This window comes from Demequina aestuarii (genome assembly GCF_000975095.1).
Taxonomy (GTDB): Bacteria; Actinomycetota; Actinomycetes; order Actinomycetales; family Demequinaceae; genus Demequina; species Demequina aestuarii.
Genome location: NZ_BBRD01000001.1, coordinates 390,376 through 414,663 on the forward strand (window position 1 = coordinate 390,376; position 24,288 = coordinate 414,663).

General features: G+C 68.2%; 20 protein-coding genes and 1 pseudogene. 13 read left to right on the forward strand and 8 right to left on the reverse strand.

The window, feature by feature from the left end:
- Window positions 1–191: 191 nt before the first annotated feature.
- Entirely contained in the window at window positions 192–1,703 is a 1,512-nt protein-coding gene (gene guaB, locus AOP72_RS01945) for an IMP dehydrogenase (protein ID WP_062131637.1), read from the forward strand.
- 17 nt (window positions 1,704–1,720) lie between these two features.
- Entirely contained in the window at window positions 1,721–2,470 is a 750-nt protein-coding gene (locus AOP72_RS01950) for a TSUP family transporter (RefSeq protein ID WP_062131640.1), read from the forward strand.
- A 51-nt stretch (window positions 2,471–2,521) separates the two neighbouring features.
- On the opposite strand, the gene AOP72_RS01955 is transcribed toward AOP72_RS01950, so the two are convergent.
- Entirely contained in the window at window positions 2,522–3,781 is a 1,260-nt protein-coding gene (locus AOP72_RS01955; protein ID WP_062131654.1) for a Glu/Leu/Phe/Val family dehydrogenase, read from the reverse strand.
- Window positions 3,782–3,844: 63 nt separating this feature from the next.
- Entirely contained in the window at window positions 3,845–4,690 is an 846-nt protein-coding gene (locus tag AOP72_RS01960) for an exonuclease domain-containing protein (RefSeq protein ID WP_084631135.1), read from the reverse strand.
- Between the two features lie 52 nt (window positions 4,691–4,742).
- Here AOP72_RS01960 and AOP72_RS01965 point away from each other — a divergent pair, with 52 nt between their 5' ends.
- Window positions 4,743–5,867, forward strand: coding sequence for a GuaB3 family IMP dehydrogenase-related protein (locus AOP72_RS01965; protein ID WP_062131657.1), 1,125 nt, complete (start codon window positions 4,743–4,745; stop codon window positions 5,865–5,867).
- Window positions 5,868–5,882: 15 nt separating this feature from the next.
- Window positions 5,883–6,653 (forward strand): type I methionyl aminopeptidase, encoded by a 771-nt coding sequence (map, locus tag AOP72_RS01970; protein ID WP_062131660.1) that lies wholly within the window; start codon window positions 5,883–5,885, stop codon window positions 6,651–6,653.
- 12 nt (window positions 6,654–6,665) lie between these two features.
- Here the strand turns inward: map and AOP72_RS01975 are convergent, their stop codons facing one another.
- Complete coding sequence (locus AOP72_RS01975) at window positions 6,666–8,210, reverse strand: bifunctional NAD(P)/FAD-dependent oxidoreductase/class I SAM-dependent methyltransferase (RefSeq protein ID WP_062131663.1); 1,545 nt, start codon at window positions 8,208–8,210, stop codon at window positions 6,666–6,668.
- 67 nt (window positions 8,211–8,277) lie between these two features.
- Between AOP72_RS01975 and AOP72_RS01980 the strand changes: the two genes are divergently transcribed.
- Window positions 8,278–8,865, forward strand: coding sequence for a helix-turn-helix domain-containing protein (locus tag AOP72_RS01980; RefSeq protein ID WP_062131666.1), 588 nt, complete (start codon window positions 8,278–8,280; stop codon window positions 8,863–8,865).
- Here the strand turns inward: AOP72_RS01980 and AOP72_RS01985 are convergent.
- On the reverse strand, window positions 8,852–9,520 hold the full coding sequence (locus tag AOP72_RS01985; RefSeq protein WP_062131670.1) for an esterase/lipase family protein: 669 nt from the start codon (window positions 9,518–9,520) through the stop codon (window positions 8,852–8,854). The genes AOP72_RS01980 and AOP72_RS01985 overlap by 14 nt on opposite strands.
- Entirely contained in the window at window positions 9,517–10,332 is an 816-nt protein-coding gene (locus AOP72_RS01990) for an alpha/beta fold hydrolase (protein ID WP_238581580.1), read from the reverse strand. The genes AOP72_RS01985 and AOP72_RS01990 overlap by 4 nt, the downstream gene beginning before the upstream one ends.
- A gap of 199 nt (window positions 10,333–10,531) precedes the next feature.
- Between AOP72_RS01990 and AOP72_RS01995 the strand changes: the two genes are divergently transcribed.
- The 6 genes and pseudogenes from AOP72_RS01995 (at window position 10,532) to AOP72_RS02015 (ending at window position 15,505) form a co-directional block, all read left to right on the forward strand.
- The gene (locus AOP72_RS01995) at window positions 10,532–11,221 is read left to right on the forward strand and encodes a glutamine amidotransferase-related protein (RefSeq protein WP_062131674.1); all 690 of its coding nucleotides are present in this window, start codon (window positions 10,532–10,534) and stop codon (window positions 11,219–11,221) included.
- A 108-nt stretch (window positions 11,222–11,329) separates the two neighbouring features.
- Window positions 11,330–12,250 (forward strand): annotated as a pseudogene (locus AOP72_RS13930) (DUF222 domain-containing protein); the annotation flags it as partial.
- A gap of 34 nt (window positions 12,251–12,284) precedes the next feature.
- Complete coding sequence (locus AOP72_RS13740; protein WP_238581581.1) at window positions 12,285–12,620, forward strand: HNH endonuclease signature motif containing protein; 336 nt, start codon at window positions 12,285–12,287, stop codon at window positions 12,618–12,620.
- Window positions 12,621–12,682: 62 nt separating this feature from the next.
- On the forward strand, window positions 12,683–13,402 hold the full coding sequence (locus tag AOP72_RS02005; protein WP_152650211.1) for a hypothetical protein: 720 nt from the start codon (window positions 12,683–12,685) through the stop codon (window positions 13,400–13,402).
- Window positions 13,403–13,515: 113 nt separating this feature from the next.
- Window positions 13,516–14,313, forward strand: a complete 798-nt coding sequence (locus tag AOP72_RS02010; protein ID WP_062131683.1) for a TIR domain-containing protein — start codon at window positions 13,516–13,518, stop codon at window positions 14,311–14,313.
- A gap of 433 nt (window positions 14,314–14,746) precedes the next feature.
- Window positions 14,747–15,505, forward strand: a complete 759-nt coding sequence (locus AOP72_RS02015; protein WP_084631137.1) for a rolling circle replication-associated protein — start codon at window positions 14,747–14,749, stop codon at window positions 15,503–15,505.
- Window positions 15,506–15,673: 168 nt separating this feature from the next.
- On the opposite strand, the gene AOP72_RS02020 is transcribed toward AOP72_RS02015, so the two are convergent.
- Together AOP72_RS02020 and AOP72_RS02025 are read right to left on the reverse strand one after the other, a co-directional pair.
- On the reverse strand, window positions 15,674–17,080 hold the full coding sequence (locus tag AOP72_RS02020; RefSeq protein WP_062131688.1) for a recombinase family protein: 1,407 nt from the start codon (window positions 17,078–17,080) through the stop codon (window positions 15,674–15,676).
- Between the two features lie 514 nt (window positions 17,081–17,594).
- Window positions 17,595–20,054, reverse strand: coding sequence for a phosphoketolase family protein (locus AOP72_RS02025; RefSeq protein ID WP_062131690.1), 2,460 nt, complete (start codon window positions 20,052–20,054; stop codon window positions 17,595–17,597).
- A gap of 208 nt (window positions 20,055–20,262) precedes the next feature.
- Between AOP72_RS02025 and AOP72_RS02030 the strand changes: the two genes are divergently transcribed.
- Both AOP72_RS02030 and AOP72_RS02035 read left to right on the forward strand, forming a co-directional pair.
- A complete protein-coding gene (locus AOP72_RS02030) occupies window positions 20,263–21,168 on the forward strand; it encodes an ABC transporter ATP-binding protein (protein ID WP_062131692.1) in 906 nt (301 codons plus the stop codon).
- Between the two features lie 2 nt (window positions 21,169–21,170).
- Window positions 21,171–22,343, forward strand: a complete 1,173-nt coding sequence (locus tag AOP72_RS02035) for an ABC transporter permease (protein ID WP_062131694.1) — start codon at window positions 21,171–21,173, stop codon at window positions 22,341–22,343.
- Window positions 22,344–22,354: 11 nt separating this feature from the next.
- On the opposite strand, the gene AOP72_RS02040 is transcribed toward AOP72_RS02035, so the two are convergent.
- Entirely contained in the window at window positions 22,355–24,205 is a 1,851-nt protein-coding gene (locus tag AOP72_RS02040; protein WP_062131697.1) for an ABC-F family ATP-binding cassette domain-containing protein, read from the reverse strand.
- Between the last annotated feature and the right edge of the window lie 83 nt (window positions 24,206–24,288).

The following is a 24,288-nucleotide window of genomic DNA, read 5'->3' on the forward strand; positions in this document are numbered from 1 at the left end:
AGGGTCGATAACGAAAAGATAACGATGCGCCCGTTACCTCCATTCATACTCCCGCGGGGACTGCTTGGCTAGTCCCGAGTGACCGACGGCTCGGTGAATGCTCAGCGAGGAGTGAGCGTGCGTCTGCGGCGAGGTGCCGCGCCTTCGCTCACGTGCGCACGGGGCCCGGGGCCGGGCCGTAGACTTTCCCCATGGCGAGCGCTGATCATGACCCCTTCGGTTTCACTGGACTCACCTACGACGACGTGCTGCTGCTGCCGGGCCAGAGCGACGTCATCCCCTCCGAGGTGAACACGTCGACACGCCTGACGCGCGACATCCGCATCGAGATCCCCCTCCTGAGCGCGGCGATGGATACCGTCACGGAGGCGCGCATGGCGATCGCGATGGCGCGCCACGGGGGCATCGGCGTGCTGCACCGCAACCTGTCGATCGCGGACCAGGCGCACCAGGTCGAAATCGTCAAGCGCTCGGAGTCGGGCATGATCTCGGACCCCGTCACCGTGGGTCCGGAGGCGACGCTCGCCGAACTCGACGCGCTGTGCAGCAAGTACCGCGTGTCCGGACTGCCCGTCGTGGACGAGGACCGGACGCTGCTGGGCATCATCACCAACCGCGACCTGCGTTTTGTGAACCCGCGCGAGTTCGAGTCGCGCAAGGTCCGCGACATCATGACGCCGATGCCGCTCATCACCGGTCGCGAGGGCATGAGCAACGACGAGGCCGCCGAGCTGCTGGGCGTGCACAAGATCGAGAAGCTCCCGCTGGTCGACGACTCGGGGCGCCTGACCGGGCTCATCACGGTGAAGGACTTCGTCAAGACGGAGCGCTACCCCAGGGCGACCAAGGATGAGCACGGCCGGCTGCGCGTCGCCGCCGCGGTCGGGTTCTTCGGCGACGCCTGGGAGCGCGCGGTCGCTCTCGTGGACGCCGGCGTCGACGCGCTCGTCGTCGACACCGCGCACGGTCACGCGCAGGCCATGATCGACATGATCGCCCGGCTCAAGTCTGACCCCGCCACGTCCCACGTGCAGGTGATCGGCGGCAACGTCGCGACCCGTGAAGGCGCACAGGCCCTGGTGGACGCCGGCGTCGATGCCGTCAAAGTGGGCGTGGGGCCGGGGTCGATCTGCACCACGCGGGTGGTCGCCGGCGTGGGCGTGCCGCAGGTCACCGCCGTCTACGAGGCCTACAAGGCCGCCGGGCCCGCTGGCGTGCCGGTCATCGCCGACGGCGGACTGCAGTATTCGGGCGACATCGCCAAGGCCCTCGTCGCGGGCGCGGAGTCCGTGATGCTGGGATCGCTGTTCGCCGGCTGCGCCGAGGCCCCCGGAGACCTGGTGCTCGTGAGCGGCAAGCAGTACAAGAGCTATCGCGGCATGGGGTCCATGGGAGCCATGGCCTCGCGTGGCCGCGTCTCCTACTCCAAGGACCGCTACTTCCAGTCCGACGCCCCCAGTGACGACGACCTCATCCCCGAGGGCATCGAGGGCCGGGTGCCGTTCAAGGGCAACCTCGGCGACGTCGCACGGCAGCTCGTGGGCGGTCTGGGACAGTCGATGTTCTACGTGGGCGCGCGCAGCATCGATGAGCTGCGCGAGCGCGGCAAGTTCGTGCGCATCACCCCGGCGGGGCTCAAGGAGTCTCACCCGCACGACATTCAGATGACGGTCGCGGCTCCCAACTATCAGGGCCGCTCCTAGTGTCAGCGCGCTAGCCGGTGGAGATCACCTGGCAGGCGCTCGCCGTCCTGGCGGTGGTCGCGCTCGTCGCCGGCTGCCTGGACACTCTGGCGGGCGGCGGGGGACTGATCACCGTGCCTGCGCTGCTGCTGGCCGGCGTGCCGCCGCTGCAGGCGCTCGGCACCAACAAGCTGCAGGCGCCCGCGGGCACCGGAATGGCCACGTACCAGGTGATTCGCCGGCACGGCGTGCGGTGGGCGGACGTCAGATGGCCCATGCTGTGGGCCTTCCTGGGCTCCGTGCTCGGCACCATCGCCATCCTGTTCGTGCCCGTCGCGTCCCTCGAGGTGGTCATCCCCGTGGTGCTCGCACTCATCGCGGCGTACTTCCTCTTCGTGCCGCGTTCCCACCAGCCGCCCCCCGAACCCCGCATGAGCGCCGCCATGTACGACGCGACGGTGGTGCCAGCGATCGGCGCGTACGACGGAGCCTTCGGGCCCGGCACCGGGTCGTTGTACGCGCTGTCGGGAGTCGCGCTGCGCGCTTTGCCGCTGCGCCGCTCGACCGCGATCGCCAAGACCCTCAACTTCGCCACCAACGTCGCGTCGCTGATCGTGTTCATCTTCGCGGGCCAGGTGCTGTGGCTGGTGGGCGGGGTGATGATCGTGGGCCAGCTCGTCGGCGCGTACATCGGTTCGCACATCCTCCTGCGGGTGCATCCGATGGTGCTGCGGGTGCTGATCGTGGTGGTGTCGCTCACGATGCTGTGGCGCGTGCTGGTCTCCTGACCCGATCCGGCGCATGCTGACAGTCGCTGCGAGAGTGCCGGGGCGCCGGTCTCAGGGGTAGAGGCCCCGCAGCTCGTGCGCTTCGATCACTCGCCGCACGGCAAGCGCCGTCGCCGCCTGTCGGTAGGACATGTGGTGCACCCCGGAGTATTCGACCACGTCGTGCCACGCGCGGGTGAGTCGCTCCTCGAGGCGGTCCTTCACCTGACGCTCGGTCCACTGGTAGGCCTGGTTCGCCTGCGCCCACTCGAAGTACGAGACGATGACGCCGCCCGCGTTCGCGAGGATGTCGGGCACGATCAGCACGTCCTTCTCCGCGAGGATCGCGTCCGCGCCCGCAGTCGTGGGGCCGTTCGCGCCTTCGACGATGATGGAGGCACGCACACGCTCCGCGTTCTCTGAGGTGATCACCCCTTCCACGGCGGCGGGCACCAGCAGGTCGACGTCGAGCGTCACGAGGCTGGCGGGGTCGATCTGCTCCGCCCCCTCGAAGCCCGCCACACTCCCCGTCTCGTCGACGTGCGCCCCGAGCCGCTGGATGTCAAGGCCCTCCTCGGACCACACCGCGCCGTCCACGTCGCTGACGGCCTGGACCCTCACGTCCGCGTCGGCAAGGAATCGCGCCGCACCGCGACCCACCTTGCCGAATCCCTGGATGGCGGCCGTCGCGCCCTCGGGATCGATGCCGCGCAGGGACATCGCCATGAGTGCGATGTGCGCGACCCCGCGTGACGTGGCGGTAGCCCGGCCAAGCGACCCGCCAAGGCTGATGGGCTTGCCGGTCACGACGCCGGGAACCGTGTGGCCCACGGAGGCCGAATAGGTGTCCATGATCCACGCCATGGTCTGCTCATCCGTGCCGACGTCGGGTGCAGGGATGTCGATCTCCGGACCGATGATGGGGAGGATCTCGGAGGTGTAGCGCCGGGTCACCCGCTCGAGCTCGGCTTGAGAATGGTCGCGCGGCTCGATCGCCACTCCGCCCTTGGCTCCGCCATAGGGGAGGTTCACCAGCGCGCACTTCCACGTCATCCACATCGCCAGCGCGCGCACCTCGTCGAGGTCGACGGCGGTCGAGAACCGCAGGCCACCCTTCGCAGGACCGCGGGAGAAGTTGTGCTGCACCCGAAAGCCCTCGTAGACCGCAGTGCTTCCGTCGTCGCGCCGCAACGGCACGGAGACTGCCATCTCGCGGCGACTGGTGGCGAGCATGCGGTGCACCCCGGCTTCGCATCCGAGATGTGCGGCGGCCTCCGCCAATTGCGCCTTCGCGTCGACGAGCGGTCCGTGGTTGGTGTCCGTGGGCGTCATTGCCACCTCCTGAGGCTCGTCTCCCACGCTATCCCGTGGATACGCCGCCGGCGGGCACCGTGCCTAGAAGAGCGATTCGTCGCCTGACCTGGGCGGCGCCGATGCGGGGGTCGCGGGAGACGCGGGCGTGCCGGCGGAGGTGGCTGATGCGGGCTCGGCTGACGGAGTCAGGTCGAGCGGCACAGCGGTGTCGTCTCCATGAGGAGCCAGCGCCACGGGCCACTCGGGCCGCGGCAGGTCATCGGTGCGTCCGCGGGACTTGAGCCATGCGGCGAAGCCCACCGCCCACTCGCGGTGTGCCGCCATCTGCTGATCGTGCAGCGCCTCGAGGTCGACCTCGCGAATGGTGGGGTACGCCGCGGCGAGAGCGTGCACGAGCTCGAGGGTGGCGAGCACGTCCGCGTCCGCTGCGTGAAGGTCGTCCGCCACCACCGGCACGGCGTACAGCGTGCACAGGTCGATCAGCTTGCGCTTGCCCTTGCGGTAGCGGTCCAGGTGGCGGTCCAGCACGTACGGATCGACGATGGGCCGCACTCCTGCGGGCGCTCGCGATGCCAGCGAGGGCAGCCCGTGGCGCGCGAGCTCGGCCTCGAGGATCGAGAGGTCGTACTGGACGTTGAAGCCCACGACGGGAACTCCGGCCACCAGCGCCTGGGCGAGGGCGGAGGCGATCTCTTCGAGCGCATCGGCCGGCTGGACGCCGTCCGCACGTGCGCGCTCCGTGGTGATGCCGTGCACCTCCGTGGCGCGCGCGGGGATCTCGACGCCGGGATCGATGAGCCAGTCGCGCGCGCTGACCTCGTCGCCCGTCCGCGTGATGATCGCGGCGGAGACGATCCGGTCTCGCTCCGTGGAGATTCCGGTGGTCTCGGTATCGAATCCCACCATGGTCGCGTCGATCCAGCTCATGGCCTTTACTCTCCCACGCTTGACTGACACCAGGGGCCGATAGGCTGGCCCGGTGAGCAACGAGATCGAAATCGGACGCGGCAAGCGTGGACGCCGCGCGTACTCCTTCGACGACATCGCGGTGGTGCCGTCCCGGCGCACGCGCGACCCCAGGCAGGTGAGCCTGAGCTGGCAGATCGACGCGTTCCAGTTCGACATCCCTGTGATCGCGGCACCCATGGACTCCGTGACGAGCCCGGCGACCGCGATCCAGCTGGGCAAGCTCGGTGGACTGGGTGTGCTCGACCTCGAGGGGCTGTGGACGCGCTACGAGGATCCGGAGCCGCTGCTCAAGCAGATCGCGGGCTACGAGCCGGCCGATGCCACTGCTCGCCTCCAGGAGATCTACAGCGAGCCCATCAAGGATGAGCTCATCACCGCACGACTGCAGGAGATCCGCGCGGCCGGGGTTCCCGTGGCCGGTGCGCTGAGCCCGCAGCGCACCCAGGAGCACTACGAGACCGTGCTCAAGGCGGGCGTGGACCTGTTCGTGATCCGCGGCACCACGGTCAGCGCCGAGCACGTCTCGAGCGACACCGAGCCCCTCAACCTCAAGAAGTTCATCTACGACCTCGACGTGCCCGTCATCGTGGGCGGCGCGGCGACGTATCAGGCCGCACTGCACCTCATGCGCACCGGAGCGGCGGGGGTCCTCGTGGGCTTCGGCGGCGGGTCTGCGCAGCGCACGCGCACCACGCTGGGCATCCACGCTCCGCTCGCGACCGCGGTCTCGGACGTCGCCGCCGCACGGCGCGACTACCTCGACGAGTCCGGCGGGCGGTACGTCCACGTGATCGCGGACGGCGGGCTGGGCCGCTCCGGCGACCTGGTCAAGGCCTTCGCGTGCGGAGCCGACGCGGTGATGATCGGTGCGGCGCTCGCGCGATCCTCCGACGCGCCCGGCGGCGGCTTCCACTGGGGCCAGGAGGCCTACCACGATGAACTCCCTCGCGGAGAGCGCGTGGAGGTCGGCACGGCCGGCACCCTGGAGGAGATCCTCAACGGACCCGGCCACCGCGCCGACGGCACCACCAACATCATGGGCGCGCTGCGCCGCTCGATGGCGACCACGGGCTACTCGGACCTCAAGGAGTTCCAGCGCGTGGACATCGTGGTGTCTCCGTACCACCCGGCCTGAGGCCGGTCGCCGCTCATGATCGAGATTCTGAACCCGGCCGAGGTCGCCCGCGCACGCGACACGGGCGCCCTCGTGGGCCGCATCCTGCAGGAGATGAAGAGCCGCGCCACCGTGGGCACCAACCTGCTGGACATCGACCGCTGGACCCAGCAGATGATCGCCGATGCCGGTGCGCAGTCCTGCTACGTCGACTACGCTCCGTCCTTCGGCAACGGGCCGTTCGGCCACTACATCTGCACGGGGGTCAACGACGCAGTGCTGCACGCCCGTCCGCGCGACTACGCGCTCGCTGACGGGGACAAGGTGACCTTGGATCTCGCCGTGACGCTGCGCGGAGTGGCGGCCGATGCGGCGATCAGCTTCGTCGTGGGCGACACCCCACCGCCTGAGACGCTCGCGATGATCGAGACCACACGCCGCGCCCTGGCCGCGGGCATCGCGGCCGCCCGCCCTGGAGCGCGCATCGGCGATCTGTCGCACGCCATCGGCACGGTGCTCAGCAAGGCGGGCTATCCCATCAACACCGACTTCGGCGGTCACGGCATCGGGTCCACGATGCACCAGGACCCGCACGTGCCCAACATGGGCCGTGCCAAGCGCGGGTACAAACTGCGCCCGGGGCTGATGCTGGCCCTCGAGCCGTGGGTGATGGCCGACACTGACGAACTCGTGGTCGACGACGACGGCTGGACACTGCGGTCCGCGACCGGGTGCATGACGGCCCACACCGAGCACACGATCGTGATCACCGACGACGGGGCCGATATTCTCACTCGCGCGCGCTAGCGCAGGCTGTCGCTAGCGCCGTCGGAGAAGCACCACCCCGTCGCTGAGCACGCCGGCCTCGCCGTCCGGGCCCGTCGCCGCTCGCTCGACCTCCTCGACCCGCACCTCCTCCCACGCACGCGTGTCGAGAGCGAGCGCATCGGCCTCCTGCCGTGCGGTGAGGAAGGTGTGGCCGTGGGTGTCGGCCGGCGGCGCCCACGGCGGCGGCGCGGCGTGCGTGACCAGCAGCAGGTGGCCTCCGGGCCTCACGGCGGCCGATGCGCGGGCCAGCACCTCGGTGCGAGGAAGGTCCACGGGCGAGTGGAGGAAGGATGCGGTGACGAGGTCGTAGGAGCCCTCTGGCTGCCACGTCGCGAGGTCGGCGACGGAGAAGGCGGCCTCGGCCCCCGCATCTGCCGCAGTCGCGCGGGCGCGCGCGATGGCGGTGGGGGAGATGTCCAGCCCGTGCGCCAGCCAGCCCTGCCGAGCCAGCCAGATGACGTCCGCACCTTCGCCGCAGCCGAGGTCGAGGGCCGTACCGGGGTTCAGTCCTTTGACGGCCGATGCGACTGTGGCGTTCACGCGTCCGGACCAGGCGCGCTCGGCGTCGGCATAGCGCTGCTCCCAGAACGCGGCGGGCCGCGGGGATGGCGCGGCCACCGCGGCCCCGACATCCTCCATCACCAAGAAGCCGTTGATGCGCGCCCCTGCCGTGGCGCCGGCACTCATCGCCATGGGCACGGTCGCCATGGGGTCCACGACGTTCCCCGCCGCCCAGATGCGCGGGTGACTGGTGGCGCCGTCGGGCTCGCGCGTGAGGATCGTGGTGCCCCAGGGGGTGTCGTCGCGATCGAGGCCCAGGCCGGCGAGGGCCTGATCGTGGGGCGCTGGAGTGCCGCCCGCGAAGAGGGCGTCCATAGGGTGAGCGGCGCCGTCGTGAGTCACGACGTCGGCGAGTGCGGTGCCGGCGCCGCGAAGCTCGACCACTGGCGAGTCGACGACCGTGGTGCCCCGCGCCGCAAGCTCCGCCCGCGCATCGGCGTCAAGGAGGTCGGGTGACTGAGCGAAGACGGTGACGCGGTCGCTCCATTGGCGGATCATGTGGCCCAGGTGCGCATGCAGGGGTGTGGAGACCAGGACGCCGAGGCGCTGGTCGCGCACCTCCCAGCCGTGGCAGTAGGGACAGTGCAGGACCGTGGAGCCCCAGCGCTCGGCGAGGCCGGGGATGTCGGGGAGCTCGTCGGTGATGCCGGTCGCGAGGAGGATCGTGCGAGTCGTGAGGTCGCCCTCGGCCGTGGCGACACGCAGAATCGCGCCCTCATCCGTGACGTCGGTGACCCAGCCGTTGCGCACCTCGACGCCGTACGGCTCGAGTTCGTGGCGGCCCTTGGCGAGCAGATCGAGCGGCGGGGTGCCGTCGTGGCCGAGCACCCCGTGCATGTGATCGGCGAACCGGTTGCGGGGCGCGCCGCCGTCAATCACGAGCGTGCGGCGGCGGGCGCGTCCGAGCATCTGTGCGGCGCTGAGGCCTGCGGCTCCGCCGCCGATGATGAGGCAATCCCACGTGGTGTGTGTCATGGGTTGAGAGTGGGCTTCTCGATCACGAAATGGCAAGCGGACTTGCGAAATGTGCAAGACTTGGACGATGGATGAGCTCTCACAGGTAGGCCCGCGGCTGCGGGCGGCGCGCCAGGCGCGCGGCTGGACGCTGGACGACTTGGCCGTGCGTGCATCGGTATCGGCGAGCACGCTGTCGCGGCTCGAGTCGGGCAAGCGGCAGGCGACCCTCGAGCTGCTGGTGCCGCTGACGCGTCAGTTGGGGATCCGCGTGGACGATCTGCTGCCGCCGGCGGACCGCGACCCGCGCGTGCGGCGGCCGGAGATCCGACGAGACGGGCTGGTGATGGTGCCGCTCGCCCCCGAGTCGTCGTCGATGCGCGCGTACGGGATCACGTATCCGGTGCTCTCCGACGTGCCCGAGCTGCGAGTCCACGACGGGCACGAGTGGCTCTACGTGCTGAGCGGCCGGCTGCGGTTGCTGCTGGGGGATCAGGACCTGGTGCTCGAGCCAGGCGAGGCGGCCGAGTTCGACACACGGGTGCCGCACGCCCTCATGGCAGCCGGGCCGGCGCCCGCGCGGGTGCTGAGCATCTTCAACGAGGAGGGCGAGCGGATCCACACGTGGGGCGCGCGGCGGGAGGGCCAGCGCGCCACGCGCGTCACTCCTCCGTGAAGGCGGCGAGCTCCGCGCGCATGCCGGCGTGACCGAGGATGCGGAAGTGCCCGCCCGTGTCGAGCGAGACATTCGTCGCGCCGGGCAGCTCGCTTCCCCCGGGGATGTGGGGATCGAAGCGCGCGTAGACGGACACGATCCTGCTGTTCACCGCGGTGTGCTTCGCGAGGCTCGTGATCGTCGCATCGCGTGACGAGAACGCCCGCAAGGACCGGAGGGGCATGACGCGCGCGTACCGGGACCCCCCGAAGGGCGTCGCGATGGCGAGCATGCCCTGCACCCGATCGCCGACGGGGCCGGCCATGACCAGCTTCCCTGCGAGTCCGCCCTTGCTGTGCGCCACCAGCAGGACATCCGCGAGGTCGTGGGTCCGCAGGTACGACTCGACCTGGGTCGCCATCTCGGTCACGGGCCGGTGGTTGCGTCGCAGGTCCGCGACGACGTGCACCGGGTGGCCCCGCGCATGCAGCTGCGCGATGACGGGGTGCATGAACTTCCAGGTCTCGTAGATGCCGGGCAGCACGACGACCGGCGTGCGGGTGCCGGTGAGGAAGGAGCCCGGGTCGGCGCGGTTGACCAGCGCCCGCACCTGCCACACGAGCGCGTAGGCGTAGTCGCGCGTCCACCATGCCCAGAAGCGGAAGAGATCCTTCATGCTGCGGATCCGCTCGTGGGCTCCGGAACGATCGCGAAGGACAGGATGGCGGACTCGACGGCGTGGGGTGCGGAGTACTGGACCACGTGGCGGTGTCCCGGAATCTGGGCGAGGGTTCCCATCGGTGCATCGTCGTGGAGCCGTGCGCACCACTCGGCTCCCGAGATCGGATCGCGAACTCCGCGAATGATGAGAGTGGGCATGGTCAGGCGTGCCACGTCCTCCTCGATCGCGTAGTCGAGAAGGTGGCGAGTCTGGGCCAGGTACCAGGGCATGCCGCAGCGAAGATAGTCCGTGACGATGATCGCGTTCGCGCGAGGGGACTCGCCCAGCGAGTCCCGCGCGAGCCCCACTGCCTGGGCTGGGAGCGATCGGCGAGCGGCGTCCGCGACCGGGGCGATGAGCACCAGCCGGTCGACGAGCTCCGGGCGCTGGACCGCGACCGCAGTGGCCCATTGAGCGCCCATCGAATGGCCCACGAGCACCACGGGGCCGACGTCCAGCGACGCGATCGCACCCGCGAGTCCGCGCGCCATCGTCGGCACATCGACGTCTGCCTTGGGCTTAGGAAGCCCCGCGTATCCCGGCATGTCGATCGAGAACGTGGGGCCGGTGGCGGCGAGAGCGGCGTGCAGTCGCGACAGGTACCGATGGGACATCCCGATGCCGTGGACGAGGACGAAGACCGGTGCGGAGGCGTCCGTTCGGGGGTCGGCGTCGGCGAGGACGCGGAAGGACAGCGGCCCGTGGCGGTAGGGCTGGTCCACGCGGGCGGTGCCGCTGCGGTAGAGGAAGGGCGGCCGGTCGCTCACCTGACGTTCGCCTTCCGAGCTCGTGCTGCGCGCACGCGCTCTCGCGGGCGCGCCATCGCAGCGGACCCCGGTCCCGGAGCACGACTGGCCTGGGCGCCGCGTACCGGCGCGCTGAGGGGTCCCATCCCGCCATTGTCCGTCACTCCCGGTATCCCGCGCACAAGGTGGTCGCCGCCTGGCGCCTCGCTACAGTGGCGCCATGCGATGTGCGGTCATCCGGTTCGTGGCGTTCGAGGACCTGGGCGTGTGGGAGCCCGAGATCGTCGCGCACGGATACGACGTGGGCTACGTGGATGTGGGGGTCGATGACCTCGCGTCCGCGGCCGACGCCGATCTCACGCTCGTGCTCGGCGCTCCCATCGACGCTGGCGATACGACTCGCTACCCCGTACTCAGCGAGGTGACTGACTTAATATCGACGCGACTGCGGGACGGGCGCCCCACCATCGGCGTGTGTCTGGGTGCGCAGATCATGGCGCTCGCGCTCGGCGCGACGGTCCAGAGAGGCGAGCGCGAGGTCGGGTTCGCGCCCGTCGTGCTCACGGATGCGGCGGCCGGCTCGCCGCTTCGACACCTCGCAGGCGCCCCCACTCTCCACTGGCACCGCGACGTGGTCACGCTGCCGGGGGGTGCGACGAGTCTCGCCTTCACCGCGACCACGCCTCATCAGGCCTTCTCGTACGGCCGCTCTCTGGCGATTCAGTTCCACCCCGAGGCGGACCCGGAGGCGATCGAGCGGTGGCTCATCGGTCACTCCGGGGACCTCGAGAGCTGGGGTCTCGACCCGCGCGACCTACGCTCGGCCGCGCTTGAGCACGGAGACGAGGCGGCCATTGCGGGCATCCTGCTCATCCGCGAGTACCTTCGCGGGCTCGGCTCGCCTGCATAGTGCCCGGACGGCGGTGAGTGCCGTCCCCAGGGGGCGCGGTGCTTTGTCCCCTCCACAGGTATGTGCCAGGGACGTTGCCGTGTCAGAGGAGCCTGTTTGACTGGTGTCATGACCTTGAGTGGGCAGTCCTCAGTCCAGTCGGCCGATGCGCCGGCGGGGCTCGGTGACGCCCTCGTGCGGGCGCGCGCGGCCTTGGACGAGGCTCGTGCGCTGGTCGCGGGAGAGGCAGCCACGGAGCTGTCGGAGCGTGCGCTCCTGGATGTCCAGGCGGGGGTGTCTGACGTGAAGCGGGACGCGGACCTCTTGCTGGCCGCGGCATGCGCCGAGATCGCGCGGCGGTCGGCTCCCGAGATGGGTTCGACAGGTCTCGCTCGGAAGCAAGGGTTCTCTGAGCCCACCAGGATGATCGCGGCACTGACCGGGGGGTCCCGGCGTGAGGCGGACCGGGTGATCCGTGCTGGTCGTGCCATCGCGGATGCGGACGAGCAGGCGCGGCGCGAGCACGACGCGGCGGCCACTGGTGTGACGGCGCCGGAGCCGACGGCCCCGACGTATCCCGTGGTCGCCAGGGCCCTCTCGGCGGGGCGCATCAGTGTGGAGATCGCCGCGCAGATCACCCGCATGCTCGACTCGGTGTCGGATGACGCCACCAGGGATCAGGTGGCGCTCGCAGAGCGAACGCTGGTCGAGAGGGCTCCCGGGTTGAGCGTCGAGCAGTTCGCGCCCATTGTGATGCGCTGGCGCGACGGTCTGGTCGCACGCGATGCTGAGGAGCGGCAGAGGCGGCTGGCCAAGGAGCGCTCCCTGGTGATCAAGGATGAGGCTGATGGCGCGGTGCGGATCTCCGGCATCCTCGCTCCGGTCACGGCTGCTCCCATTCGTGCTGCCCTGGAATCGATGGTGAAGGACGCGCTGCGACGGCGCCGTGACGGAGACCCGCTGGCGGACGACACTCGCATGCCTGGCCAGATCCGCGCCGACGCGCTGGCGACGTTCGCGCGCCATATGCTCGGCTGCGACCGGGCCCCCCGTTGCGCACGCGACCACGAAGGTGATCGTGCGCATGACCCTGGAGCAGCTGGTCGGTCTGGACCCGGAGGGTGCGGCAACAGTGGATGGCGCGGGCAGCGCGATCGCCGTCGGCGAGCTCCGGCGGACCGCGGTCGATGCCGGGTATCTGCCGATGGTCCTCGGGGGCGACGACGAGAAGCTGAATGTGGGTCGCGAGAAGCGACTGTTCAGCCCCGCCCAATGCGTCGCGCTGCTCGAGCGCGACGGTGGATGCGCGATGTGTGGGGCACCACCGAGCCATTGCGAAGCTCATCACATCGAGTGGTGGGACCGGGACGGTGGCCGTACCGATCTTGCGAAGGGAGCAACTCGTGAATCCACCCTCTGATACCTTCGCCAGGTCTAGTTGTTCGGACACATTGGGGGCGTCGGTTGAATCGCAGGGTGGTCGTGTGGTTGCTGATCGCAATCGGCGTTCTCTTCGCAGCGGAGAACTTGCTTGAGCTCTCTTTCGATTCTGCATCGGTCGTACTGGCGGGAGCCCTCGTCTATGTGACAACCGTTTACGCTCGGACAACGGACCGAATGGCGAAATCTTCAGCGGACCAGGTGCGTGAGCTTCGTAAGCAGACCGAGCTCTCCCAGCGGTTGGCCGAGCGCCAGATGGTGGCCACTGCTTGGTCAGACGTGTGGGCGGCGCACGAGGATATCGCAGACGCCCAACTGGCTCTGAAGGGTCTGGGCGAGCTCAACGGCATAGATAAGCCGACCGCCCGAAAGAGGGCCGTGTCGCAACTTGGTGCTGCGGCAGACTCACTCAAGGCCAGGCACAGCGTACTCGCCTCAGTAGCGGCAGGCCTGCCACCCGACCTGGAGTCACCTGTCATCAAGTTGGCGCGCGATCTCTTGCTGCTCCGGACTGCTTGCGCACTTGCCCTAGGAACAGTCCTCGCGACCATAGGCAAGGACGAAGTTGACGGCGTATGCGACCTTGACGAAGTATCCGCACGCTGGATGACATCGGAGCGAGACAAACTGTCTGGATCACCCGCCTGGGACAAGTTGGTGTCGGGCGAATACGCGGACACGGCTGATAAGGCGCACGACATCGCTTGGGAGGCACTTTTCGACTGGCTTCATCCAGATGATGAGGAGTCGCATACGTCCTGACTTGAATCGAGAGGCTGTTCGCGGGTGATCGGTGGCGCACTTCGCTATCTGAATCGAAACAGCGGGACCCTAGGCACCGATCAGGTCACGCACAACTTGGAGGGCAGTCGTCGATGGATATTGAGCAGACCTTCGTGCGGACACGGTTCACGACGGACACTATTCGACAAGCCGTAGGTCGTCTGCCGGAGCTCTTGGGTATCCGGTACGGCACATTGCGCGTTACACAAGGCCTCACTACATTCACGTTTGATGAAGTCGAAGAGTGGTATGGCGAATACTCCAAGGCCGCAACTGTTAGCGGATACTTCGAAGCCGTTGCTGGTGAGTACAACGACCCCGAGAGGGTGAGTTTGACTGTGCTGGTCTATGAGACTGGCCGGGTCGATGTGACGTTATCGGGTCAGCGTCGAGCGAAATTGCAGGTCGTCTTGAACGTATTCGAAGAGGCGGCTCCGAGTGCGCGTCTGCCTGTCCCGCCCGCCCCTGAGCCAAAGCGACCCACGATCTTCGTCGGGCATGGGCGAAACCCTCTATGGAAAGACCTCAGGGACCACCTCCGCGACCACCATGGCCACGATGTGGAGACATTCGAGAGCGGGCAGCGGGCGGGCCACACCGTCCGCGATGTGCTCGACGGCATGCTCGACCGGAGTTCACTCGCGTTCCTTGTTCTCACTGCCGAGGATGAATTGGCCGATGGCGAGTTTCGTGCGAGAGAGAACGTTGTGCACGAGGTGGGGCTCTTCCAAGGACGCCTCGGATTCACTCGGGCGATAGCGCTTGTGGAGGACGGCGTCGCACCGTTCTCCAATCTGGATGGTGTCCAGCAGATTCGGTTCGGCAAGGGCAAGATCAAAGAGACCTTCGGTGACGCGCTGGGTGTCATTCGTCGCGAGTTCGGCTCTTGACTTGATCTAGCAACATAACTCGGAGCCAACCTGAGACCGCTCTAGGGCTTCGTTTCGATACCGGAGGCCTAAGCGTCGGAGTGCTGTCGGTCCACCCGCCGCACATGACTGCCCTCCAGCGCAGGTGCGGGAGCACCTTCCGCTGCCAGTACGAGAGTTGCGGGTTGACGGGCTGCGCGTAGGCGCGACGCTGGAGGTCTCGGACCGAAGCCTGAACTACACCCTTGTGATTTGGTGAGCGCCTGTGCCATGATCTTGAGCACCGGCCCTGGCGGGTGGCACCGCTGGCATATTGAACTCACTCAAAGTCGCACCGGGCACTTATCACGCCCCACTCACATTCACTGATACTACGAAGCGCAAGCCGGGATCGCCGCAAGGCGTGCCACTCCGCATCCGTAGGCCCGTGGGCTGTGTCAGTGAGTGAGTTCCCGTGTTTGATCCTTCTTCACCGTCGTCACCTGGGTGGCATCTGTCGCTGTACCCGGAAGCCCTCGAGGGCAGCGGTTACTTCCGTGCCACCATCCAGCCAGATCGCACCTATGTCGCGCGCGGCGAAGCCGCCGATCCTGAGCGTGCAGCTGCGGAAGCCGGGCGGCGTGCCCGTGCTCGTCTGCGCCGGTACTGCACCGCAAACCGCCTCAATCGTCTCGGCACCCTGACCTACGCGGGGGCGGGCTGCCATGAACCGACGGTGTTGCGTGAGGACCTGGGCGAGTTCTTCCGCAACCTGCGCGCCGGGCTGGGTGGGAAGCCGCTTCCGTACGTGTGGGTGCCGGAGTGGCACAAGTCAGGTCACGGACTCCATGCGCACTTCGCGCTCGGCAAGTACGTCCCGCGTCGCCTGATCGAACAGGCCTGGGGGCACGGGTTCGTGCACATCACGCTGATCAACAACCTGCCCCACGGGTCCGGGGTGGTCGAGGAAGCACGGCGCGCTGCCGGGTATGTGTCCAAGTACGTGGCGAAGACATTCGCGGACGCTGATGCTCGAGTGCTGGGGTTGCACCGCTATGACGTGGCGCAGGGGTTCCAACCGGAGCGTGTGCGACTGTGGGCGAAGTCCTCGTCGGGTGTGCTCGAGCAAGCCTCTCAGCATCTACAGGCCCGGCCCGTCACGGTGTGGAACTCTGACGATGAGGAGATCTGGGGTGGTCCTCCGGCGATCTGGGCTCAATGGAGCGGCAAATGAGCACCCCGCGCCGGTACGGGATGACGCTCGAGCAGGTGCGGGCGTGGGTGGAGGACACTTGCGCTGCTCAGGGTGTCCCGGTGGTGGTGTCCGATCCTGCGGTGGTGTCACGAGTGGGCGCGCTGTTGGGGGCGGAGCGCCGCAAGCCGTCAGGCGGGCGCACCGCCCCTACAGCCGCCACTGCGGCACAACGCGCTCGGGGTCCAAACCCTGGAACCCGCGACGCATCGCAGGCTTGATCGTGACGTACTCGAGGACGGCCTTGATGATCGCGACCTGCTGCGACAGGCTCAGCGTCTCCCACTGCTCCCGTAGCGTCTCCCCGCGACCGATGTAATCCTCGAGAGCATCGTGGCGCGTCAGTCGGGCCAGGGCCTTCCGGTTGGTCTCCACCCGGGCCTCGAGCCGGTCGCGTGCCACCTTCCACTCGTCGCGCGATATGTCCCCGTCGGCAAACATCGCCGCCAGGTCATCCATCCTCGCGGTGTCCGCGCTGATCTGATCCCCAAGCACCTGCACCTGTCCAGGGTCCTCGGTGCTCGTCATCGCATCCGTCAGTGCCGGTGAATCGAGGCGCAGCAGCACCGCATCGGCAATGAACGCCTCGAGGTTCACCGCGTTGATGTAGCAGCCCTTGCACGGCGAGTGCTTGGTCGTCTGCAATCCGCATGCGTACCGGCGTTCGGTTCCCCTCGGGCTGGACGCGAGCGTCGCACCGCACCTGTCACAGCGCAGCATCCCCGACAGCAGATATCGCCTCGCGGCACGGTTCTTACGCCTCGCCGGGTCCGTCAGCAGCAGCCGCAGGCGTTCCCCGTCTTCGGGACTGATTAGGGGCTCCCAGGTTCCCGTGCCGAGAATCTGCCCTTGGTGCACGCGCATCCCGTAGTTGCGGGGCCTGAGAAGCAGCGTTCTCAGCGCGGTGGGTGTCATCTTCGAGCCCTTGGTGCCTGAGATACCTCGGGCCTCGATAGACGCGGCCACTGAGTAGAGCGACTCACCTTCGAGCACGCGGGCGGCGGCCTCACGGAAGATCACTGCCTCCGGTTCATACGGGGTGGCCCTGTCCTCTTGGTATCCGAACGGTCGGTGCCCGCCACCCATGTAGGGCGTGCCAGTCTCGGCCAACTCGAGGAACTTGCGCTTGATGCGCCGCGACTTCGAATCGGACTCGTTTGCCGCGACTGCTGCGAGCACGCGGGCCTGCAATAGTCCATCGCCGCTGGCCATATCGAACTGACCGGTAAGCGTCACCACATCGGTCAGCCCTGCGATGGTGCAGGTCGCCACGAAGTTCTCGAGTTCCACCGGGCGACGGTGCAATCGGTCCAAGTGGTAGACGATCACTGCGTCGCGCGAGCGGTCCGCGATGTCGCCCAGTAGGCGCTCATACGATGGCCGCTTCTTGCCCGAGTAGGCAGACGTGTCATCGTCCACGTACTCCTCGGCCACCGCCCAACCGCGCCGTTCAGCCTCCGCACGACAGTCGGCAAGTTGCCGCGTCACACCTAGCATGTCGCCACTGGGGTCCCTCGAGATGCGCGCGTACAGCGCCACAGCAGTCCGCTCAGCCATACGGATACATTAGCGAGTCACTCCAAACGGCGTGATGCTCTGTGTCGCCTGCCATCACACCATCCATCGAGACGCATGGGGCATTGAGGCGAGCAACGAGCAGGTGTGGTTCAGGCCGCCCGAGTCGGTGGATCGGGAACGACAGCCACGGCTCGGCGGCAGAGCAAGGTTGGGGATCACCGAGAGAGAGCGTCGTGAACTGGACGATGCGGCAGCGATCTGGTCGCCAACGCAGAGTCCCGGTGAGTCGGGTGCGGAACCGCGAGGGAGCACGTCGGCGGAGCAGCAGGCTGCTCCCGGGGACGGGCCGGGCGAACAGGGTGGGCAGCGCAAGCAGCCAGGGCCATGCGCGCCGCGAAGGCCTCTGTCCTCAGATGCCGAGCCAGAGGGACTGCTGCTGTCGACAGAAGCCGGGTGAGGACGAGCCGAAGCTGGCGGTGACGTGCCCGCGCATCGGCCGGATGATGAATCCGCATCGGCCGATGCGCGGGGCCGCTACGCCCCGCCGGGGGACCTAGTCGTTGTCGCCGCCCGTCGAGTCAGCCGCGGCCAGGGCCTTCTTGCTCTCCTCGTCGGCGTCAGGCCACGTCCAGTTGGCGACCTCGGGCAGGTCGGCTCCGTGCTCACGGGCATAGCGTCGGGCCGCCAAGCGGCGGTCGAACAGATCCTGTCGCAGCGACGCGGCGCGAGTGCCGAGCCCCGGCACGCGATCGATGACGTCCATGACCAGGTGGTAGCGGTCGATGTCGTTGAGCATCGCCATGTCGAAGGGCGTCGTGGTGGTGCCCTCCTCCTTGTAGCCGCGCACGTGCAGGTTCGAGTGGCCGTTGCGACGGTAGGTGAGGCGGTGAATGAGCCACGGGTAGCCGTGATAGTTGAAGATGACCGGCTTCGTGGTGGTGAACAGCTGGTCGAAGGCGCGGTCCGTCATGCCATGCGGGTGCTCCTCCTCGGGCTGCAGGCGCATCAGGTCGACGACGTTGATCATCCGCACCTTGAGCTCAGGGAGCTCTTGGCGAATGATGTCGATCGCCGCGAGGATCTCGATGGTGGGCACGTCGCCGGCGGCCGCCATGACCACGTCGGGCTCCTCGCCGAGCGGCACATTGGAGGCGAACTCCCAGATCCCGAGTCCGCGGGTGCAGTGGTCGATCGCCTGATCCATGGTCAGCCACTGTGCCTGCGGCTGCTTGCCCGCGATCACGACATTGACGTAGTCCCGCGAGCGCAGGCAGTGGTCATAGGTGCTGAGCAGCGTGTTGGCGTCGGCCGGGAGGTAGACCCTCACGACCTCGGCCTTCTTGTTGACGACGTGGTCGATGAACCCCGGGTCCTGGTGGGAGAAGCCGTTGTGATCCTGGCGCCACACGTGGCTCGACAGCAGGTAGTTCAGTGAGCCGATGGGCCGGCGCCAGGGCAGCTCTCGCGAGGTCTTGAGCCACTTGGCGTGCTGGTTGAACATCGAGTCGACGATGTGGATGAACGCCTCGTACGAGGTGAACAGGCCGTGGCGACCGGTGAGGGTGTAGCCCTCGAGCCACCCCTGGCACTGGTGCTCGGACAGCATCTCGATCACGCGGCCCGACGAGGCGGTGTGGGCGCCGTCGTCGTCCTCGCGACGAGCGTTCCAGACCTTGTCCGTCACCTCGAGCACCGACTGCAGGCGGTTCGATGCCAGCTCGTCGGGTGCGAAGATCCGGAAGTTGTCCGGGTTCTTCTCGATGATCGCCCTGAGGAAGAGACCCAATTGCTTGGTGGCCTCGGCGGGACCGGCTCCGGGATTCGGGACATCGACCGCGAAGTCGCGGAAGTCGGGCATCCGCAGGTCGCGCAGCACCAGGCCGCCGTTGGACTCGGGCCGCGCGGACATGCGCAGCTCGCCCTCCGGCGCGATCTCGCTGGTCGCGGGGAGGGGGGCACCGGCCTCATCGAACAGCTCGGCGGGGCCGTACGACTGGAGCCAGCCCTCCAGGGTGCTGAGGTGAGCATCGGTGTCGCGAGCGTTCGACAGCGGCACCTGGTGCGCGCGCCACGAGCCCTCGGTGGTCTGGCCGTCGATCGAGTCCGGGCAGGTCCACCCCTTGGGCGTGCGGAACACGATCATGGGCCACATGGGGCGCTCCATGTCCGGGTCCTCCGCCGCCTGGGCCTTGATCGCCGCGATCTCGTCCATGACGTCGTCGAGGGTTGCAGCGAAGCGCGCGTGGATCGACTCGTGCGACTCGTCGTCGAAGCCTGCGGTGAACACGTGCGGCTTGTGGCCGTAGCCGCGCATGAGGGCATCGAGCTCGTCCTCGCCGATCCGTGCGAGGACCGTGGGATTCGCAATCTTGTATCCGTTGAGGTGCAGGATCGGCAGCACCACCCCATCGGTGGCGGGGTTGATGAACTTGTTCGAGTGCCACGATGTCGCCAGCGGTCCGGTCTCGGCCTCGCCGTCGCCCACGATCGCTGCGACCAGCAGGTCGGGGTTGTCGAATGCGGCCCCGTAGGCGTGGCTGAGTGCGTATCCCAGTTCACCGCCCTCGTGGATCGAGCCCGGAGTCTCCGGTGCGACGTGCGAGGGGATGCCGCCGGGGAACGAGAACTGCTTGAAGAGGCGCTTGACCCCGGCCTCGTCGTAGGAGATGTCGGGGTACGTCTCGGTGTAGGTCCCGTCGAGGAAGCTCGACGCGACCAGACCTGGGCCTCCGTGGCCCGGGCCGATGATGTACATGGTCGGCTGCTGTCGCGCCTTGATCATCCGGTTCAGGTGCGCGTAGAGGAAGTTCAGTCCCGGGGTGGTGCCCCAGTGGCCCACCAGTCGCGGCTTCACGTGGTCGCGATGAAGCGGCTCGCGCAGCAGCGGGTTGTCCAGCAGGTAGATCTGACCCACGCTCAGGTAGTTCGTGGCCCTCCACCAGCGGTCGATCGCGCCGATCTCTTCCGGCGACGCGTTCTCGTCGGTGCGGGCCTGCCAGGCGTGATGAGTCATCGTGGGACCTCCGTGTGGGTGGGTGATGCCTCCAGCATTGCACCGGGTGGGGCCGTTCGCGCGGGCTAAGGTCCTATGTCGGTGAACGTTCACTTCCGTGTGATCGAGGTGCGGCTGTCGGAGGACGTGCGACAGGCCTCCCGGCACCTGCCACTGGGCCATTCTCGTTTATGGTGGAGTCGGCCCCCAGACCACTCAAGGAGCACGCGTGACCGCACTGGAGATCGACAATCTCTCCAAGTCCTACGGCGACCTGCGAGCGTTGAACGAGGTCTCGTTCGAGGTGCCGGCCGGCCAGATCTTGGGGTTCGTGGGCTCTAACGGCGCCGGCAAGACCACCACGATGCGCATCATCCTGGGCGTGCTCCGTTCTGATGCGGGCGACGTGCGGTGGCGGGGTGCGCGCGTGGACGCCGACGTGCGCCGGCGCATCGGCTACATGCCCGAGGAGCGCGGCCTGTATCCCCGGATGAAGGTGGGTGACCAACTGGTCTACCTCGCGCGTTTGCACGGCCTGAGCAAGGACCGTGCCGTCGCCGCCATGGAGCACTGGACGCACGTGCTCGGGGTGCACGAGCGCCGCGGCGATGAGGTGGACAAGCTCTCGCTCGGCAACCAGCAGCGCGTTCAGTTGGCCTCCGCGCTCGTGCACGAGCCAGACATCCTGGTGCTCGACGAACCGTTCTCGGGGCTGGACCCGGTCGCGGTCGACGTGATGAGCGACGTGCTGCGCAGTCAGGCCGACCGCGGCGTTCCCGTCATCTTCTCGTCGCACCAGCTCGAGCTGGTGGAGCGCCTCAGCGACCGTGTGGGCATCGTGGCCCGCGGCAGCATGGTGGCCTCGGGGCCGATCGACGAGCTTCGCGCCACCGACACCAAGCAGTGGATCCTCGCGCTCGCGGCAGCGAGCGCGCCGCCCGTGGCGCCGCCCGGGGTCAGCATCCACGAGTCCGCACCGGGCCTTTGGCTCGTCGAGGCGGACTCGGCGGAGTCCGCCCAAGCCGTGCTCGCATCGGCCGTCCAGCGGGGAGCGGTGACCGAGTTCTCGCCGGTGCGCCCCACCCTGACCGACCTCTTCCGCGATGTCGTGAGTGCCCCCGAGGAGGTGGCGTGAGCATGCTGTGGCTGATCGCCAAGCGCGAGTTCCGCACCCGCGCCCTGTCCAAGGCGAACCTGATCTCCTCCGGGATCATGCTCGTGATCATCGTGGGGGCGGCGCTGATTCTGAAGCCGTTCATCGTAGGTGGAGATCACGAGCCCGACGTCGTCGAGGTGGACTCCGCGACCGCGAGCGCACTCATCCCGCACCTCGAGGCCGCGGCAACGGCCCAGGAGTTCGATGCGGTGTTCGCGCCCGTCGATGTGCCTGCGGAGCCGGAGCTCGCCGACGGCGTCGCCGGAGTCATCGTCGGCCCTGCCGAGGCTCCGGAGCTCTTCGTCGAAGGCGCGCAGGATTCCCTGATGTCCGTCGTCACCTCCGCTACCCAGGCGGCCGCGCTCGAGTCCCAGGTGACCGACCTGGGAGGAGACCCGGCGGCCGTCACCGAGGCACTGGCGCAGGCCGTGCCGAGCGTGACGCTCCTGGGCGAGGACGACGGCGGCTTCGAGTCTGGGTCTTTCTTCGCGGGATTCGCGGTCATCCTCGTGCTGTTCTTCGTGCTCATCCAGAGTTCATCCGTGATCATGATGGGCGTGGTCGAGGAGAAGTCCTCGCGTGTGGTGGAGATCCTGCTCGCGACCGTGCGACCGTCGACGCTGCTGGGAGGCAAGATCCTCGGCGTGGGTCTGTACACCCTGCTGCAGGCCGCGGGGATGGTGCTCCCGCTGCTGTTCGCCGCGTGGCACCTCGAACTGCTCGGTGCGCTCGAGATCGGCGTGGGCCAGCTGCTGGTGAACTTCAGCGTGTGGTTCGTGCTGGGCTTCGCGCTCTTCACGGTGCTGTTCGGCGGGCTCGCAGCGCTCGTGTCGCGGCAGGAGGACATCGGCTCAGTGTCGACGCCCATGATGCTGCTGATGATGGCGCCGCTGTATCTCGCGATCTATCTGGTGCCGAGCAGCCCGGACGGCCCCGTCACCACGGTGCTCACCCAGGTGCCGTTCTTCGCGCCGTTCATGGTGCCGATGCGCTCGGCCTTCGGTGCCATCTCTCCAGGGGAGACGCTGCTGGCGGTGGCGCTGTGCCTGATCTCGATCCCGCTGCTGACGTGGCTCGCGGGTCGCGTCTACGCCGGGGCGGTGCTCAACACTGGTGGTCGCATGAAGCTCAAGGACGCCCTGCGCCGGGGCTAGAGGAGGGGGCGCTACTTGCCGAGCCGGTCGCCCAACTCCAGCCAGCGCGTCTCGAGCGTGGAGGTCTCGGCAGCGTTCTTGCGCAGTCTCTCCGTGAGAGAGGCGAGGCCCTCGAAGTCGGCCTGATCGTGCTCGGCCATCGCCTCGTGGACCTCGGCGGTCTCGCGCATCAGCTTGCCCAGCCGGCGCTCGGCGGCGGCGAGCTCCTTCTCGAGGGCACGCTTCTCCGCCCCGTCCAGCGCGGGCACGTCGGCGACGGAGGGAGTCGAGCCGCCACCGGAGCCCGTTGCCGAGGTCTGGCCGCCGAACGACCCCACCCCGCCCGTCTTGGCGCGCCGCTCCCGTGAGAGCGCGACGTACTCGTCGACGCCTCCCGGCAGGTGCCGGAGACTCCCGTCGATCACGGCGTACTGCTGGTCGGTGACCCGCTCCATGAGGTAGCGATCGTGGCTCACCACGATCAGCGTTCCCGGCCATGAATCGAGCAGATCCTCCATCGCCGCAAGGATGTCCGTGTCCAGGTCGTTCGTGGGCTCGTCGAGCACCAGCACGTTGGGTTCCGTCAGCAGCACGAGCAGCAACTGGAGGCGGCGCCGCTGGCCTCCGGAGAGCCGTCCCACCTGGGTCTTGAGCTGCACCGGGGTGAACCCCAGGCGCTCGAGCAGCTGGGTGGGCGTCATCTCGTTGCCATCGGCCAGCGAGACCGAGGAGAACCTCTTCACCACGGCTGAGACGCGCTCCTCAGAGTGCTCCTCGAGCTCCGCGAGCTGCTGCGACAGCGTCGCGACCTTGACGGTCGAGCCGGTCTTGACCCGGCCGGACGTGGGCTCGAGGTCGCCGGTGATGAGTTTGAGGAGCGTCGACTTGCCCGCGCCGTTCTCCCCCAGGATGCCCGTGCGCTCGCCCGGGCCGATGTTCCAGTCGATCTCCGTGAGGACCTCGACGTCCGTACCGTCGGTCCCGTCGTTGGCGGGGTAGCGAACCGTGCACCGGATGAGCTCGACCACGTCCTTGCCCAGTCGCGAGGCGGCCATGCGGTTCAGCTTGATCGAGTCGCGGATGGGAGGCACGTCCGCGATGAGCTCATTGGCGGCGTCGATGCGGAACTTGGGCTTGCTGGTGCGTGCCGGGGCCCCACGTCGAAGCCACGCGAGCTCCTTGCGCAGCAGGTTCTGGCGCTTGGACTCAGTCGCGGAGGCGATGCGGTCACGCTCGACGCGCTGCAGGATGTATGCCGCGTATCCGCCTTCGTAGACCTCGACCTCGCCGTCATGGACCTCCCACGTCCGGGTGGTCACGGCATCGAGGAACCAGCGGTCGTGAGTGACCACGGCGAGCGCGCCACGTCCGCGCGCCCAGCGTCGGCCCAAGTGCTCCGCGAGCCACGCGACTCCGTCGACGTCCAGGTGGTTGGTGGGCTCGTCCAGGAACACCACGTCGTGGTCGTCGACGAGCACGTGAGCCAAGGCGACCCGTCGCTGCTGTCCGCCGGACAAGGTGCCCACCACCGCATCGGCCGCGAGGTCGGGCACGAGGCCCGCCATGACGTCGCGGATTCGAGGATCGGACGCCCACTCGTGGCTCTCGGCGTCGCCGACGATCGCCTGCGCGACCGTGATCTGCGGGTCCACATGATCCGACTGGTCGAGGACGCCGATGCGGGTGCCGCGCGAGGTGGTGACGAGCCCGTCGTGCGGTTCGAGTCGCCCCGCAAGGATCTTCATGAGGGAGGACTTGCCCGCGCCATTCGCGCCGACAATGCCAATGCGGTCGCCGTCGTCAAGGCCCACGGTCACGGAATCGAGCACCGTGCCGGTCCCGAAGTCGACGTGAAGCGCCTGTGCGCCGAGGAGATGAGCCACCCGTCAAGGGTAGTCGGACCAGCGTCCACCAGCATCCGCCCGCACGTCCCGCAGTTCTGTGCGACCGGGCACTCCGACCTTGC

What these genes read in the sequence shown, in the direction of transcription:
- guaB (WP_062131637.1), top strand. Translation starts at nt 192, where the DNA reads ATGGCGAGCGCTGATCATGACCCCTTCGGTTTCACTGGACTCACCTAC.
- AOP72_RS01955 (WP_062131654.1), bottom strand. Translation starts at nt 3,781, where the DNA reads ATGACGCCCACGGACACCAACCACGGACCGCTCGTCGACGCGAAGGCG.
- AOP72_RS01960 (WP_084631135.1), bottom strand. Translation starts at nt 4,690, where the DNA reads ATGAGCTGGATCGACGCGACCATGGTGGGATTCGATACCGAGACCACC.
- map (WP_062131660.1), top strand. Translation starts at nt 5,883, where the DNA reads ATGATCGAGATTCTGAACCCGGCCGAGGTCGCCCGCGCACGCGACACG.
- AOP72_RS01975 (WP_062131663.1), bottom strand. Translation starts at nt 8,210, where the DNA reads ATGACACACACCACGTGGGATTGCCTCATCATCGGCGGCGGAGCCGCA.
- AOP72_RS01980 (WP_062131666.1), top strand. Translation starts at nt 8,278, where the DNA reads ATGGATGAGCTCTCACAGGTAGGCCCGCGGCTGCGGGCGGCGCGCCAG.
- AOP72_RS01985 (WP_062131670.1), bottom strand. Translation starts at nt 9,520, where the DNA reads ATGAAGGATCTCTTCCGCTTCTGGGCATGGTGGACGCGCGACTACGCC.
- AOP72_RS01995 (WP_062131674.1), top strand. Translation starts at nt 10,532, where the DNA reads ATGCGATGTGCGGTCATCCGGTTCGTGGCGTTCGAGGACCTGGGCGTG.
- AOP72_RS13740 (WP_238581581.1), top strand. Translation starts at nt 12,285, where the DNA reads ATGACCCTGGAGCAGCTGGTCGGTCTGGACCCGGAGGGTGCGGCAACA.
- AOP72_RS02010 (WP_062131683.1), top strand. Translation starts at nt 13,516, where the DNA reads ATGGATATTGAGCAGACCTTCGTGCGGACACGGTTCACGACGGACACT.
- AOP72_RS02020 (WP_062131688.1), bottom strand. Translation starts at nt 17,080, where the DNA reads ATGGCTGAGCGGACTGCTGTGGCGCTGTACGCGCGCATCTCGAGGGAC.
- AOP72_RS02025 (WP_062131690.1), bottom strand. Translation starts at nt 20,054, where the DNA reads ATGACTCATCACGCCTGGCAGGCCCGCACCGACGAGAACGCGTCGCCG.
- AOP72_RS02035 (WP_062131694.1), top strand. Translation starts at nt 21,171, where the DNA reads ATGCTGTGGCTGATCGCCAAGCGCGAGTTCCGCACCCGCGCCCTGTCC.